The 14,073-nt window shown below is 74.2% G+C and carries 13 protein-coding genes and 1 rRNA gene; 12 read left to right on the plus strand and 2 right to left on the minus strand.

The window, feature by feature from the left end:
• The 3 genes from rrf to ACZ7N4_RS31280 all read left to right on the plus strand — a co-directional run.
• A 5S ribosomal RNA gene (gene rrf, locus ACZ7N4_RS31270) occupies window positions 1–92 on the plus strand; the annotation flags it as partial.
• 159 nt (window positions 93–251) lie between these two features.
• On the plus strand, window positions 252–1,475 hold the full coding sequence (locus ACZ7N4_RS31275) for a hypothetical protein (protein ID WP_471365249.1): 1,224 nt from the start codon (window positions 252–254) through the stop codon (window positions 1,473–1,475).
• Window positions 1,367–2,191 (plus strand): tetratricopeptide repeat protein, encoded by an 825-nt coding sequence (locus ACZ7N4_RS31280; protein ID WP_471365233.1) that lies wholly within the window; start codon window positions 1,367–1,369, stop codon window positions 2,189–2,191. Before ACZ7N4_RS31275 ends, ACZ7N4_RS31280 begins: the two co-directional genes overlap by 109 nt.
• A 68-nt stretch (window positions 2,192–2,259) precedes the next feature.
• On the opposite strand, the gene ACZ7N4_RS31285 is transcribed toward ACZ7N4_RS31280, so the two are convergent.
• Window positions 2,260–3,543: a DUF1015 domain-containing protein gene (locus ACZ7N4_RS31285; protein ID WP_471364887.1), complete on the minus strand. Its 1,284-nt coding sequence runs from the start codon at window positions 3,541–3,543 to the stop codon at window positions 2,260–2,262.
• Window positions 3,544–3,616: 73 nt separating this feature from the next.
• On the opposite strand from ACZ7N4_RS31285, the gene ACZ7N4_RS31290 reads away from it, so the two are divergent.
• The 4 genes from ACZ7N4_RS31290 to ACZ7N4_RS31305 all read left to right on the plus strand — a co-directional run bounded on the left by ACZ7N4_RS31290 (window position 3,617) and on the right by ACZ7N4_RS31305 (window position 7,739).
• Window positions 3,617–4,645, plus strand: coding sequence for an HAD hydrolase-like protein (locus ACZ7N4_RS31290; protein ID WP_471364890.1), 1,029 nt, complete (start codon window positions 3,617–3,619; stop codon window positions 4,643–4,645).
• Between the two features lie 123 nt (window positions 4,646–4,768).
• The gene (locus ACZ7N4_RS31295) at window positions 4,769–5,812 is read left to right on the plus strand and encodes a FecCD family ABC transporter permease (protein WP_471364893.1); all 1,044 of its coding nucleotides are present in this window, start codon (window positions 4,769–4,771) and stop codon (window positions 5,810–5,812) included.
• A complete protein-coding gene (locus ACZ7N4_RS31300) occupies window positions 5,809–6,855 on the plus strand; it encodes a FecCD family ABC transporter permease (protein WP_471364896.1) in 1,047 nt (348 codons plus the stop codon). The genes ACZ7N4_RS31295 and ACZ7N4_RS31300 overlap by 4 nt, the downstream gene beginning before the upstream one ends.
• Window positions 6,856–6,926: 71 nt before the next feature.
• The gene (locus ACZ7N4_RS31305) at window positions 6,927–7,739 is read left to right on the plus strand and encodes an ABC transporter ATP-binding protein (protein WP_471364900.1); all 813 of its coding nucleotides are present in this window, start codon (window positions 6,927–6,929) and stop codon (window positions 7,737–7,739) included.
• Between the two features lie 560 nt (window positions 7,740–8,299).
• Here ACZ7N4_RS31305 and ACZ7N4_RS31310 read toward each other — a convergent pair.
• Window positions 8,300–8,647, minus strand: a complete 348-nt coding sequence (locus tag ACZ7N4_RS31310) for a sterol-binding protein (RefSeq protein WP_471364904.1) — start codon at window positions 8,645–8,647, stop codon at window positions 8,300–8,302.
• Window positions 8,648–8,689: 42 nt separating this feature from the next.
• Between ACZ7N4_RS31310 and ACZ7N4_RS31315 the strand changes: the two genes are divergently transcribed.
• The 5 genes from ACZ7N4_RS31315 to ACZ7N4_RS31335 all read left to right on the plus strand — a co-directional run bounded on the left by ACZ7N4_RS31315 (window position 8,690) and on the right by ACZ7N4_RS31335 (window position 14,073).
• Entirely contained in the window at window positions 8,690–8,965 is a 276-nt protein-coding gene (locus ACZ7N4_RS31315) for a hypothetical protein (RefSeq protein ID WP_471364906.1), read from the plus strand.
• Window positions 8,966–8,972: 7 nt separating this feature from the next.
• A complete protein-coding gene (locus ACZ7N4_RS31320; RefSeq protein ID WP_471364909.1) occupies window positions 8,973–9,788 on the plus strand; it encodes a TlyA family RNA methyltransferase in 816 nt (271 codons plus the stop codon).
• Window positions 9,785–10,690: an NAD kinase gene (locus ACZ7N4_RS31325; protein WP_039651641.1), complete on the plus strand. Its 906-nt coding sequence runs from the start codon at window positions 9,785–9,787 to the stop codon at window positions 10,688–10,690. The genes ACZ7N4_RS31320 and ACZ7N4_RS31325 overlap by 4 nt, the downstream gene beginning before the upstream one ends.
• A 39-nt stretch (window positions 10,691–10,729) precedes the next feature.
• Entirely contained in the window at window positions 10,730–12,472 is a 1,743-nt protein-coding gene (recN, locus tag ACZ7N4_RS31330; protein ID WP_471364913.1) for a DNA repair protein RecN, read from the plus strand.
• A gap of 455 nt (window positions 12,473–12,927) precedes the next feature.
• The gene (locus ACZ7N4_RS31335) at window positions 12,928–14,073 is read left to right on the plus strand and encodes a glycosyltransferase family 4 protein (RefSeq protein WP_471364915.1); all 1,146 of its coding nucleotides are present in this window, start codon (window positions 12,928–12,930) and stop codon (window positions 14,071–14,073) included.

A 14,073-nucleotide genomic window follows, 5' to 3' on the forward strand; every position in this document is an offset into this window, starting at 1 on the left:
CGCCCGGTTACATTCCGAACCCGGAAGCTAAGCCTCACAGCGCCGATGGTACTGCAGGGGGGACCCTGTGGGAGAGTAGGACGCCGCCGAACAATCTTTGGAGGACCCCTGGTCACCAGCGTTCAGCTGGGACCAGGGGTCCTTTTGTTTTTACAATGCTTGTGTACCGAAGACAGGAGTCACCATGTCCACCAACTCTCCCGACGACCGACCGGAGCGCGACCAGCGGCGACGGGACAGTGGTGACCGGGGTGACCGTGGCGGCTTCCGCCGCGACAACGACCGCCGCGACAGCGATCGCCGCGACAGCGATCGGCGCGGTGGGGACCGTGGCGGCTACGGCCGCCGCGACGACCGGCGTGACGACCGGCGTGACGACCGCCGTGATGACCGCCGTGGTGGCGGCTTCCGTCGCGAGGGCGACCGGGGGGCGCGTCCCGGGTTCCAGCGGGATGACCGGGACCGTGGTGACCGGGGCGGGTTCCGTCGTGACCACGACCGCCGTGACGACCGGCGTGACGACCGCCGCGATGACCGTGGGGACCGTGGGTTCCGGCGCGACGACCGCGGTGACCGTGGCGGGGACCGTCCTTCCTACCGTCGGGACGACGACCGCGCCGGCTACGGCCGCCGTGACGACAACCGTGGCGGCTTCGGGCGTCGTGACGACCGGCGTGACGACCGGGACCGCGGTGACCGCGGCGGTTTCCGCCGGGACTTCGACCGGCGTGACGATCGCCGCGACGACCGGCGTGACGAGCGTCGCGACGACCGGGGCGGTTTCCGGCGGGACGACAGCCGTGGTGACCGCGGTGGCTTCCGTCGTGAGGGCGACCGCGGTGCGCGCCCGGCGTTCCGTCGGGACGACCGGCGTGACGATCGCCGCGATGACCGACGTGACGACCGTGGGGACCGTGGGGACCGTGGGTTCCGGCGCGACGACCGCGGTGACCGTGGCGGGGACCGTCCTTCCTACCGTCGGGACGACGACCGCGCCGGCTACGGCCGCCGTGACGACAACCGTGGCGGCTTCGGGCGTCGTGACGACCGGCGTGACGACGACCGCGGTAGCTTCCGTCGCGACGACCGCAGGGACGACCGCCGTGACGACCGTCGCGATGACCGCCGTGACGACCGCGGCGGTTTCCGGCGGGACGACAGCCGTGGTGACCGCGGTGGCTTCCGGGGACGGGACGACCGCGGGGGCCGTGGGCCGCGCAGGGACGACCGGCGGGACGACCGGGGTGACCGCGGTGGGCGGCCCGGTGGGTTCCGGGGCCGCGACGGGCGGGACGACCGCCGTGGCGCCGGCCGGTTCCGCGACGAGCGCGACGGCCGGGACCGGGACCGGGAGCCGATCAAGCGGCTGCCGATCCCGGAGGACGTCACCGGCGAGGAGATCGACAGGGACGTCCGGCAGGAACTGCAGAGCCTGCCCAAGACGCTCGCGGAAGACGTCGCCAAGAACCTGGTGATGGTCGCCCGGCTGATCGACGAGGACCCCGAGGGCGCCTACGGCTACTCCAAGGTGGCCCTGCGCCTGGCGTCCCGTGTGGCCGCCGTGCGCGAGGCCGGCGGGTTCGCGGCGTACGCGAACCAGAAGTACAGCGAGGCCCTCGCCGAGTTCCGGGCCGCCCGGCGGATGACCGGCTCCGTGGAACTGTGGCCGGTGATGGCCGACTGCGAGCGCGGGCTCGGCCGGCCGGAGAAGGCGCTGGACATGGCCGGCGCCCCCGAGGTGCACAAGCTGGACAAGGCCGGTCAGGTCGAGATGCGCCTCGTCGCCGCCGGTGCCCGGCGTGACATGGGCCAGCTGGACGCGGCCATCGTGACCCTGCAGAGCCCGGAGCTGGCTTCCAACTCGGTGCAGCCGTGGACCGCCCGCCTGCGCTACGCCTACGCCGACGCCCTGCTGGCGGCCGGCCGGGAGGGCGAGGCGCGGGAGTGGTTCGCGAAGGCCGTCGAGGCCGACCGGGACGGCAGCACGGACGCCTCCGACCGGCTCGCCGAGCTGGACGGCGTGGAGTTCGTCGACGCCCTGTCCGAGGACGACGCCGACGAATCCGGCGCGCCCGGCGTGTCCGCTCAGTCCCCTGAGCCGGCCAAGCAGGCCGACACCTCCTCGGAGGACGCCGAGGACGCCGAGGGCGGCGTCGACGGCGACCACGGCGTGGACGGCGACAAGGACTGACGCCCGTCACCGGGAAGAGGGCAGACCCCCACGGGGTCTGCCCTCTTTCGTGTGGTGCCGGCGCCGGTTCAGATCTCCACCGCCCGCAGCACCAGCCCCGAGGCCGGCTTCGGGCCGAACGACGTCGACTTCCGGGGCATCCGTACGCCCTGCCGGGCCAGGTCGCGGACGACCTCCTCGCGGACCGGGTGCATCAGGACGGCCGTACTGCCGTCGCGTTCCGCCTTCTCCACCGTCGCGGCCGCGTCGTGGATGTAGGCGATGTGGGCCGGGGAGTCCTCCGGGATGCGCCAGACGTGGTCCAGCAGCGTGGCGTGCAGGACCGTGGCGTCCAGGGAGCGCCAGGCGGCCGGGCGGTCCGCCGGGATCGTCCGGGCCAGCAGGTCCGGGTCGGGGCGGTCGAGCAGGTGGAAGGCGCCGTCTCCGGCCAGCAGGAAGGAGTTGCCCGCGCAGGAGGCGTCCGCGAGCACCTCCAGCGCCTCCGGCAGGGGTACGTCGAGGTGGCGTACCCGGAACAGGCCCTCCACCGCCGCCAGCGCGCCGGTGACCGGCAGGCCGTGCAGCAGCCGGTGGATGGCGCGGACGCGCAGCGGGTAGCGCACGGTGTCGACCAGCAGGACCAGGCCGTAGTCCCAGGGGCTGGGGGAGGGGTGTTCGGTGCGCAGGCGCCGGTAGGTGGCCCAGCGGTGGTGGCCGTCGGCGATCAGGGCCTGGCGGCGGGCGAGGTCGGTCCGGATGCGGGCCAGCTCCTCGCGGTCGGTCACGGACCACAGACGGTGGTGGAAGCCGTCCTCGGTGGTCGTGGCCAGCAGGGGCGGGCGGTCCGCCGTACGCTCGACGACCTCGGCCGCGTCTCCGTCGCCCCGGTAGGTCAGCAGCAGCGGCTCAAGGTTCGCGCGGGTCGCGCGCATCAGGGCCGCGCGGTCGGCCACCACGGGCGGCATGACGTCCTCGTGGGGCAGCACCACGCCCTCCGCGGGCTCCGTCACCCGCAGGGCGCCGATGATGCCACGCTGGAGCATGCCGTCGCCGTCCCGCTGCTCGTACACGTACAGGCCCGGCTCCGGGTCGGCGGTGAGGATGCCTTCGTCCAGCCAGCGGCGCAGTGTGTCGGCGGCCTGGTCGGTGCGGGCGCTGGGCGTGCCGGCCTCCGGGAGGATCAGCCGGACGATGTTGTGCGGGTCGGCCGACTGGAGATGGTGCAGGCCGTCGGGGCGTACGACGACGTCGTAGGGCGGGGAGGTGACGGAGGCGAGGCTGCCGACCCGGTCGGGGTCGTACCGAAGTCCTCGGAACGGGGTGAGTTCCAGACCGCGACGCGCCGTTGCCTCCGAGTGACCTGCTGTGTCCATCCCGGCATCGTACGTGTGTCGGTGGCGTGCGGGATGATCGGGGGAAAGCGAGTGAACGAGGAGCGAGGCGGACATGAGCCAGGACGTCAGGACGGGCCCCGAGGGCAGTGGGCAGCCCCTGAGCGAGGCGTACGACACGGCGCTGCTCGATCTGGACGGGGTGGTGTACGCGGGCGGGAACGCGATCGCGCACGCGGTCGACTCGCTGGCGGCGGCCCGGACGGGCGGGATGCGTCTGGCGTACGTCACCAACAACGCGCTGCGCACGCCGGACGCGGTGGCCGGGCATCTGACGGAGCTGGGCATACCGACGGGGGCGGACGACGTCATCACCTCGGCGCAGGCCGTCGCGCGGTTGATCAGCGAGCAGGTGCCGGCCGGGGCGCGGGTGCTGGTGATCGGCGGCGAGGGGCTGCGGGTGGCGCTGCGCGAGCGGGGTCTTGTGCCGGTGGAGTCGGCGGACGACGATCCGGCGGCGGTCGTGCAGGGCTACGGCGGGCCGGAGCTGCCCTGGGGGCGGTTCGCGGAGGCGTCGTACGCGATCCGGCGCGGGGTGCCGTGGTTCGCGTCCAACACCGATCTGACGATCCCGAGCGGGCGGGGCATCGCGCCGGGCAACGGGGCTGCGGTGGAGGTCGTCCGGATCGCGACGGGTGCCGAGCCGCAGGTCGCGGGCAAGCCGCTGCCCCCGATGCACCGGGAGACGATCATCCGGACCGGTGCCGAGCGGCCGCTGGTGGTCGGGGACCGGCTGGACACGGACATCGAGGGAGCCTTCAACGGCGGGGTGGACTCGCTGCTGGTGCTGACCGGGGTCACCGACGGCGCGCAGCTGCTCGCCGCGCCGCCGCGGCACCGGCCGACGTACGTGGACGCCGATCTGCGCGGGCTGCTCACCGGCCAGCCGGAGATCGCCCGGGAGGGTGACGGTTTCCGGTGCGGCGGGTGGACGGCGACGGCCGGGACCGACCGGCTGGAGCTGACCGGCGACGGCGAGGCGCTGGACGGGCTGCGGGCGCTGTGTGCGGCGGCCTGGACGGCGGCGGGGGAGGACTCCTGCACGCTGGACGCGGAGAAGGCGCTGGCCAGGCTGGGACTCTGACGGCTCCTCAGGTCGAGCACGTCATGCACCGTCACCTACGTCAGCCGGGTCCGGCAGGGCTCCGGCGCGGTGCTCGGCGACCGCGGATCGAGATCTGATGCGAGGGTAGGCTAACCTAACCTCGTGTTGGTCGACAGTCCTCCGGTACAGCGCGCGGAGACCGCCCCCGCGCCCCCAACCCGCCGGGCGGCGCGGGCCCTTGGGCTCCTGCTCTCGGTCCTGCTCCTGGTGCTCGTCGCTCTGGCGAGCATCGCGATCGGGGCCAAGGCGCTGTCGCCGGACCAGGTCTGGCACGGCCTGTTCCACGACACGGGGACGTACGGCGACGTGGTCGTGGACGAGCGGCTGTCGCGGACGGTCCTCGGTCTGCTGGTGGGCGCCGCGCTCGGCCTGTCCGGCGCGGTCCTCCAGGCGCTGACCCGCAACCCGCTCGCCGACCCCGGACTGCTCGGCATCAACGCCGGTGCCTCCGCCGCCGTCGTCACGGCCATCACCTACGCCGGCGTCACCAGCCTGACCGGCTACGTGTGGTTCGCGTTCCTGGGCGCCTCGGCGGTCGGCGCGCTGGTGTGGTTCCTCGGCGGCAGCCGGGGCGCCACCCCGGTGCGCCTCGCGCTCGCCGGTACGGCGATCAGCGCGGCCCTGTACGGCTACCTCCAGGCCGTGATGATCATGGACGGTGCGGCCCTGGCCAAGATGCGCTTCTGGACGGTGGGTTCCCTCGCGTCGGCCGGCTCCTCGACCATCACGCAGGTGCTGCCGTTCCTCGCGGTGGGCACGGTCCTCGCGCTCGCCCTGGCCCGTCCGCTGAACGCCGTGGAGATGGGCGACGACACCGCCCGTGCCCTCGGCGCCGATCTGAACCGCACCCGGGCGCTGGCCATGCTGGCCGCCGTGCTGCTGTGCGGCGCCGCGACCGCCGCCTGCGGCCCGATCGTCTTCGTCGGCCTGATGGTCCCGCACGTCGTGCGCTCCTTCACCGGCCCGGACCTGCGCTGGATCCTGCCGTACGCCACGGTCCTGGCACCGGTGCTGCTGCTCGGCGCCGATGTCCTCGGCCGGGTCGTGGCCCGCCCCGCCGAGCTCCAGGTCGGCATCGTCACCGCCGTCATCGGCGGCCCGGTCTTCATCTTTCTCGTACGACGGCGGAGGACGGCCCAGCTGTGAAGACACATCCCAGGAGCCGTGCCGTGCGCACGCCCGGCGGGCTCTCCCTGCGTCTGGAACCGCGGGCCCTGATCGTCGTCGTCCTGCTGCTGGCCGCCGCGTGCGCCGCGGGTGTCGCCCTGATCGGCACCGGCGACGCGAAGATACCGGCGGCCGACGTGCTGCGGACGCTCGCCGGGAACGGCACCGCCTACCAGGACTTCATCGTCAACGAACTGCGGCTGCCGCGGGTCCTCGTCGGCCTGCTGGTCGGAGCCTCGCTCGGGCTCGGCGGCGCGCTCTTCCAGTCCGTCTCCCGCAACCCGCTCGGCAGCCCGGACCTGCTCGGCCTCTCGCAGGCCTCGACGGCCGGCGCGCTGGTCGTGATCGTGCTGCTGTCCGGCAGCGCCACCCAGGTCACCCTGGGCGCGCTGGCCGGCGGCCTGGTGACCGGCTTCGCCCTCTACGCCCTCGCGTGGAAACAGGGCGTGCACGGCTACCGGCTCGTGCTGGTCGGCATCGGCGTCAACGCCGTCATGACGGCGGTCAACGGCTATCTGCTCACCAAGGCCGACCTGGTCGACGCGACCCGCGCGGTGGTGTGGATGACCGGCTCGCTGAGCGGCCGCGACTGGGAGCAGGTCTGGCCGCTGCTCGGGCTGTGCGCCGTCCTCTTCCCGCTGGTCCTCGCCCACGCGCGCGGTCTGGGGATGATGGAGATGGGCGACGACATCTCGAACGCGCTCGGTGTGCGTGTGCAGCGCGTACGGCTGCTGCTGATGGCCTGCGCCGTCCTGCTCACCGCCGCCGCCACGGCCGCCGCCGGCCCCGTCAGCTTCGTCGCGCTGACCGCGCCGCAGCTCGCCCGCCGCCTCACCCGCTCGCCGGGACCCAACCTGGTGCCCTCCCTCTGCATGGGGGCGGCCCTGCTGGTCGCCGCCGACTGGGCCTCCCAGCGTGCCTTCGGCGCCGACCAGCTGCCGGTCGGCGTGGTCACCGGCGTCCTCGGCGGCGCCTACCTGCTGTGGCTGCTGGTCGCCGAGCGCCGGGCGGGCCGGATATGACCGCCACCGCTACGACCCCGGGCGCGACGAACCATCCCGCGACGAACCGTCCAAGGAGCACAAGGAGCGCTGTGAACCGCCTGTCCGCCGAGAACGTCACCCTCGCCTACGACCAGCGTGTCATCGCCGAGCAGCTCTCGGTGGAGATCCCCGACAACTCCTTCACGGTGATCGTCGGCCCGAACGCGTGCGGCAAGTCGACGCTGCTGCGGGCGCTGTCGCGGATGCTCAGGCCCAGCCAGGGGCGGGTGCTGCTGGACGGGCAGGCCATCCAGTCGATGCCCGCGAAGAAGGTCGCGCGGACCCTCGGCCTGCTGCCGCAGTCGTCCGTCGCGCCCGACGGCATCACGGTCGCCGACCTCGTCGGCCGGGGCCGCTACCCGCACCAGGGCCTGCTGCGCCAGTGGTCGGCCGAGGACGAGCGGGTCGTGTCGGAGTCGATGCGGCAGACCGGGGTCGCCGAGCTGGCCGAGCGGTACGTGGACGAGCTGTCCGGCGGGCAGCGGCAGCGGGTGTGGATCGCCATGGCGCTCGCCCAGCAGACCCCGCTGCTGCTCCTCGACGAGCCCACCACCTACCTGGACATCCAGCACCAGATCGACGTCCTCGACCTGTGCGCCGAGCTGCACGAGGAACAGGGCCGGACGCTGGTGGCGGTCCTGCACGACCTCAACCACGCAGCCCGCTACGCCACCCACCTCATCGCCCTGCGCGGCGGCACGGTGATCGCCGAGGGCGCCCCCAACGACATCGTCACTGCCGAACTGGTCGAGGAGGTCTTCGGGCTGCGCTGCCAGGTCATCGAGGACCCGGAGACGGGGACCCCGCTGGTGGTGCCGGCGGCCCGCAAGACACGCGCCGAGCGGGTCACCGCGGCTTCGTGAGCCGGGCGGGGCGTCCGGAGGGGCTTCGTGCGCCTGGCGCGGCGTCTGGAGCGGCCTCCTGCGCTGGGCGGGTCGTCCGAAGCAGTTCCGCAAGCCGACGGGGGCTTGGAGCGGCTTCGTGAGTCTGGCGGGGCGCCCGGGACGGTTTCCCCGAGCCTGGCGTGGCTCTGGGCAGTTTCCGCGAGCCGGGCGGCCGTCCGGAGCCGTCTCCCGAGCCAGGCGGGGCGTCTGGGGGCAGTTTGCCCGAGCCTGGCGGGGCTTCCGGAGCGGCTTCCTGCGCCTGGCGGGTCGTCTGGGGCAGTTTCCGCAAGCCGGCGGGGCGCTTGGAGCGGCTTCGTGAGTCTTTCGAGGCGGCCAGGACAGGTTCCCCGAGCCTGGCAGGGCGTCTGGCTCGGTTTCCCCGAGCCTGGCGCGGCTCTGGGCAGTTTCCCCGAGTCTGGGGGACGCTGGAGCGGCTTCCCGTGCCGGGCGGGTCAGCGTGGCTTCGGGGCGGGAGCCCCGAACGCGGATTCCTCGGCCGGACAGGGGCCCTGGAGCGGCTGCCCGGGGCTCGCGTACCGCTACAGCAGCTTCCGCAGCCGGAACAGGTCCAGCAGGCTCGCCTCCAGCCGCACCCGGCCCGAGCCCCAGGCGGTCGCGAAGTTCAGCCCGCCGCCCACCAGGGCCACCAGGTCGTCGCCGGCCATGGCGAGCCTGATCTGCGCCCGCTCGCGAGGCGGACCGGGGTGCGTCTCGTCCACCTCGATCCGGCCGCCGGTCAGCCGGCCCGCGAAGGTGACGTCCAGGTCCGTGATGTGGCAGCTCACCGAGCGGTCCAGGGCGGCGGCCGCCCGGACCTCTCCCTCGGCGCCCTGCATGTTGTCCGAGAGTTTCCCCAGTGCGGCGCGGCACTCCTCGATCGTGGCCATCGCCCACGACGGTACCCCAGTGCTTCGAGGTAGCGTCTGGGCATGAGCGAGTCCGTGTCCGAGACCGACATCGACACCCAGGCGGCGCCCGCGTACGACCCCGCGGCGCCCGCCCCCCTGAACGTCCCCCGCACCCCCACCGGCAACGCCGAGGTCGACGCCCGGCTCGACCGGCTGGCCGACGCCGACCACCTCGCCACCGACGGCCATGTCGAGGTGTACGAGGATGTACACCGGGGTCTGCGCGACGCGCTCACCGCGCTCGACGCCCGCCCCGGCCCTGCGGGCCCCGCACCGTCGTACCAACACAGGAGCTGAACCGAACGTGGCAGGAGTCGCACGCCGCCGTCTCGACGCGGAGCTGGTCCGCCGGAAGCTCGCCCGCTCGCGCGAGCACGCCAGCCAGCTGATCACCGCCGGCCGGGTCACCGTCGGCAGGACCGTGGCGACCAAGCCGGCCACCCAGGTGGAGACCGCCGCCGCGATCGTGGTCCAGTCCGACGACAGCGACCCGGACTACGTCTCCCGGGGCGGCCACAAGCTCGCCGGCGCGCTGGAGGCCTTCGTGCCGCGGGGGCTCGTGGTCGAGGGCCGGCGCGCGCTGGACGCCGGGGCGTCCACCGGTGGCTTCACCGACGTCCTGCTGCGCGCGGGCGCCGCCCACGTCGTCGCGGTGGACGTCGGCTACGGACAGCTCGCCTGGTCCCTGCAGAACGATGAACGCGTCACCGTCAAGGACCGTACGAACGTACGCGAGTTGACGCTTGAGGCGATCGATGGGGAACCTGTGGATCTTGTCGTGGGCGATCTGTCCTTCATCCCGCTGGGGCTGGTGCTGCCCGCCCTGAAGCGGTGTGCGGCGCCGGACGCCGACCTGGTGATGATGGTCAAGCCGCAGTTCGAGGTCGGGAAGGAGCGGCTCGGCAGCGGGGGTGTCGTACGGAGTCCGCAGCTGCGGGCGGAGGCCGTGCGGGGAGTGGCCGAGAAGGCCTGGGAGCTGGGGCTCGGGGTGCAGGGTGTCACCGCGAGTCCGCTGCCCGGCCCCTCGGGGAACGTCGAGTACTTTCTCTGGCTGCGGGCGGGCGCACCCCAGGTGGACCCGGCCGACGTCGACCGTGCAGTGGCGGAGGGGCCGCGTTGACACAGAACCTGGCGCGTACTGTTTTCCTGCTCGCCCACACCGGGCGGCCCGCGGCGATCCGCAGTGCGGAACTCGTCGTCAAGGGCCTGCTGCGGCATGGCATCGGGGTGCGGGTGCTGGAGGAGGAGGCGCGCGACCTGCCGCTGCCGGACGAGGTGGCCCTCGTCAAGGAGGCGACGCCGCAGTGCCTGGACGGGTGCGAGCTGCTGATCGTGCTCGGCGGCGACGGCACGCTGCTGCGCGGCGCCGAGTTCGCGCGGGCCTCCGGGGTGCCGATGCTCGGCGTCAACCTGGGGCGCGTCGGGTTCCTCGCCGAGGCCGAGCGCGACGACCTCGACCGGGTGGTGGACCGGGTGGTGGCGCGGTCGTACGAGGTCGAGGAGCGGATGACCGTCGACGTCGTCGTGCACCGCAACGGGGACATCGTGCACACCGACTGGGCGCTGAACGAGGCGGCCGTGCAGAAGGCCGGCGCGGAGAAGCTGCTGGAGGTCGTGCTGGAGATCGACGGGCGGCCGGTGACCGGGTTCGGCTGCGACGGGGTCGTCCTGTCGACGCCCACCGGTTCCACCGCGTACGCCTTCTCCGCCGGCGGACCGGTGGTGTGGCCGGAGGTGGAGGCGCTGCTGATGGTGCCGATCAGCGCGCACGCGCTGTTCGCGAAGCCGCTGGTGACCTCGCCGGACTCGGTGCTGGCGGTGGAGGTGCTGCCGCACATCCCGCCGGGTGTGCTGTGGTGCGACGGCCGGCGGACCGTGGAGCTGCCGCCCGGGGCGCGGGTGGAGGTGCGGCGCGGTGCCGTGCCGGTGCGGCTGGCCCGGCTGCACCACTCGTCCTTCACGGACCGGCTGGTGGCGAAGTTCGCGTTGCCGACCACCGGCTGGCGCGGGGCGCCTCACTAGAAAGAGCGGCCTGTGTGCACTCCCCGCCCCGGACCTCGTATGGTCTGTTCCGTGTTGGAGGAGATGCGGATACGGTCACTCGGGGTCATCGACGACGCTGTCGTCGAGCTGTCGCCCGGGTTCACCGCGGTCACCGGTGAGACCGGCGCGGGCAAGACCATGGTGGTCACCAGCCTGGGGCTGCTGCTCGGGGGCCGGGCGGACCCGGCGCTCGTGCGGATCGGGGCCGACAAGGCGGTCGTGGAGGGGCGGGTCGCCGTGCCCGCCGGCGCCGCCGCCGTCGTACGCGCCGAGGAGGCCGGGGCCGAGCTGGACGACGGTGCCCTGCTGATCAGCCGGACCGTGTCCGCCGAGGGCCGCTCCCGGGCGCATCTGGGCGGGCGCAGCGTGCCCGTCGGGCTGCTCGCCGAGCTGGCCGACGACCTGGTGGCCGTGCACGGGCAGACCGACCAGCAGGGGCTGCTGAAGCTGTCCCGGCAGCGGCAGGCGCTCGACCGGTACGCGGGGGACGCCGTCGCCGTGCCGCTCGCCAAGTACGCCGAGGCCCACAAGCGGCTGCGGGCCGTCTCCGCCGAGCTGGAGGAGATCACCACGCGCGCGCGTGAGCGGGCGCAGGAAGCCGACATGCTGCGGTACGGGCTGGACGAGATCGCCGCCGTGGAGCCCCGGCCCGGTGAGGACGTGGAGCTGGCCGAGGAGGCCGAGCGGCTGGGGCACGCCGAGGCGCTGGCGTCCGCCGCGACGGCCGCGCACGCCGCTCTCGCGGGAAATCCGGAGGACCCCGAGGGCATCGACGCCTCGACGCTCGTCGCGGGCGCCCACCGGGCGCTGGAGGCCGTGCGCGCCCACGACCCGGCGTTGGCGGCGCTCGCCGACCGGATCGGGGAGATCGGCATCCTGCTCGGCGACGTGGCCGGCGAGCTGGCCGGGTACGCCGACGATCTCGACGCCGATCCGCTGCGGCTGGCCGCGGTGGAGGAGCGCCGGGCCGCCCTGAACGCCCTCACCCGCAAGTACGGCGACGACGTCGCCGCCGTCCTGGCCTGGGCGGAGCGGAGCGCGGCCCGGCTCACCGAGCTGGACGGCGACGACGAGCGGATCGAGGAGCTGACCGCCGAGCGGGACGCGCTGCGCACCGAACTGGGCGGCCTCGCGCAGGCCCTGTCGGACGCGCGGACGGAGGCCGCCGAGCGGTTCGCCGCCGCGGTGACCGCCGAGCTGGCCTCGCTGGCGATGCCCCACGCGCGCGTGTCCTTCGACATCCGGCAGACCGAGGACCCCGAGGGCGTCGAGGTCGGCGGCCGGACGGTCGCCTACGGCCCCTCGGGCGTGGACGAGGTCGAGCTGCTCCTCGCCCCGCACCCGGGCGCCCCGCCGCGGCCCATCGCCAAGGGCGCGTCCGGCGGTGAGCTGTCCCGCGTGATGCTGGCCGTGGAGGTGGTCTTCGCGGGCACCGACCCCGTGCCGACGTACCTCTTCGACGAGGTCGACGCCGGTGTCGGCGGCAAGGCGGCCGTCGAGATCGGCCGGCGCCTGGCGAAGCTCGCCAGGACCGCGCAGGTCGTCGTGGTCACCCACCTGCCCCAGGTCGCCGCGTTCGCCGACCGCCAGCTGCTGGTGGAGAAGACCGACGACGGCTCCGTCACCCGCTCCGGCGTGAAGGTCCTGGAGGGCGAGGAGCGCGTCCGCGAGCTGTCCCGCATGCTCGCCGGCCAGGAGGACTCCGAGACGGCCCGCGCGCACGCGGAGGAACTGCTGGCCACGGCCAGGGCGGACCTGTAGCAGCCGCTCCCCGGCCGGTGTCCCCGGCGTACGCCCCCGGTGCCGCGCCGGGGGCGCTCGTCGTGGTGGGGAACCGGCGCGCGGGGCCTGCTCGCGTACGCCGTGGCTCGGGTCGCCGCGGCCGGTACGGAGATCGGGTGAGTGCGTGGGCCCGTGCGCTGTGAGCGGCTGACCTCGCCGTATGCCCGGACGCCCCGCTCGGCCGCGGCGGGGACCCCATCACCCGTGTGGGTGATGTGCTCCGGCGCATTGCCCCGGCCCGCCGCACAGTGCGCCCTCACGGATGTCCCTGAACGGCCGTACGGCCTGGCATGCTTGGAGGGGACGCGGGGCGGGCAGCGGGTCCGGACGGTCCGTGCGGGAGGCGCGCGGGGTGCGTCCGTCCGCCCCTCGGAGCCCGCTACCTTCTGTACGTTCGCTCGTGACCGCCCCCGTGAACCAGGAGCCCCGGCCCCGTGAGCCCCCTGAGCAGCAACGCACCGCACGGCCAGCCGCCGCTGCGCACCGTGCAGGTGCTCGGCGGAGGCAACGCCGGCAGCAGCGCGCACGTGCGCTCCCTGGCCGAGGGGCTCGTGGCGAGGGGCGTGCGCGTCACGGTGTGCGCCCCCTTCGAGGCCGACCACGCCTACGACTTCACCGGGGCCGGCGCCGAACACGTGCACGTGCCCCGCAGCAGCGACCCCGTCTCCGTGGCCGCGCTCCGCACCGCCTGCGCGCACGCCGACCTGGTGCACGCGCACGGGCTGCACGCCTCCTTCCGGGCCGTGCTCGCGCTCGGCGGACGCACCACCCCGCTGGTGGTCACCTGGCACAACCGGGCCCACGCCGAGGGCCCGCGGGCGCATCTGCTGCGGCTGCTGGAGCGGCGGGTGGTGAAGACCGCGGCCGTGGTCCTCGGCACCAGCCCCGACCTGGTCGACCTGGCCCGGCGCAGCGGTGCGCGGGACGCCCGGCTGGCCGCCGTCGCCCTGCCGGGCCGGCGCCGGCCCGACGACCTCGTGGACCCGGACGACCCCGACCGGATGCGGCCCAAGCTCCGGGCCGAACTCGGCGCCACCGGCCGCCCGCTGCTCATCGCGGTCGGCTCCCTGGACCGGCAGCGCGGCTACGACGTCCTGCTCGACGCCGCCCGCGCCTGGCGCGACCTGGACCCGGTACCGCTGGTGGTCGTCGCGGGGGAGGGGCCGCTGCGGCCGGTGCTGCAGCGGCGCATCGAGGACGAGGAGCTGCCGGTGCGGCTCATCGGGCACCGCGAGGACGTGTCCGAACTGCTCTCCGCCGCCGATGTGGCGCTGCTGACCAGCAGGTGGGAGTCACGCTCCGTCCTCGCCCAGGAGGCCCTGCACGCGCGCGTACCGCTCGTCGCCACCCGGGTCGGCGGGATTCCCGACCTCGTCGGCGACGCGGCCGAACTCGTCCCGTACGGCGACCCGGGAGCCCTCGCCGAGACCGTCGTACGGCTGCTCGCCGACCCCGACCGCCGGGAGCTGCTGCGCGAGCGCGGCGCCCGGCAGGCCGCCAGCTGGCCGAGCGAGGACGAAACCGTCGCCCAAGTGCTCAGCGTGTACGACGAGTTGACCCAGCCGAGACCGCTGTCCTGA

Source organism: Streptomyces sp. NPDC107654 (assembly GCF_055639035.1).

Excerpts from the sequence above, each read along its gene's own strand:
- ACZ7N4_RS31290 (WP_471364890.1), top strand. The coding sequence starts at position 3,617 with ATGAGCCAGGACGTCAGGACGGGCCCCGAGGGCAGTGGGCAGCCCCTG.
- ACZ7N4_RS31285 (WP_471364887.1), bottom strand. The coding sequence starts at position 3,543 with ATGGACACAGCAGGTCACTCGGAGGCAACGGCGCGTCGCGGTCTGGAA.
- ACZ7N4_RS31315 (WP_471364906.1), top strand. The coding sequence starts at position 8,690 with ATGAGCGAGTCCGTGTCCGAGACCGACATCGACACCCAGGCGGCGCCC.
- ACZ7N4_RS31310 (WP_471364904.1), bottom strand. The coding sequence starts at position 8,647 with ATGGCCACGATCGAGGAGTGCCGCGCCGCACTGGGGAAACTCTCGGAC.
- recN (WP_471364913.1), top strand. The coding sequence starts at position 10,730 with ATGGTCTGTTCCGTGTTGGAGGAGATGCGGATACGGTCACTCGGGGTC.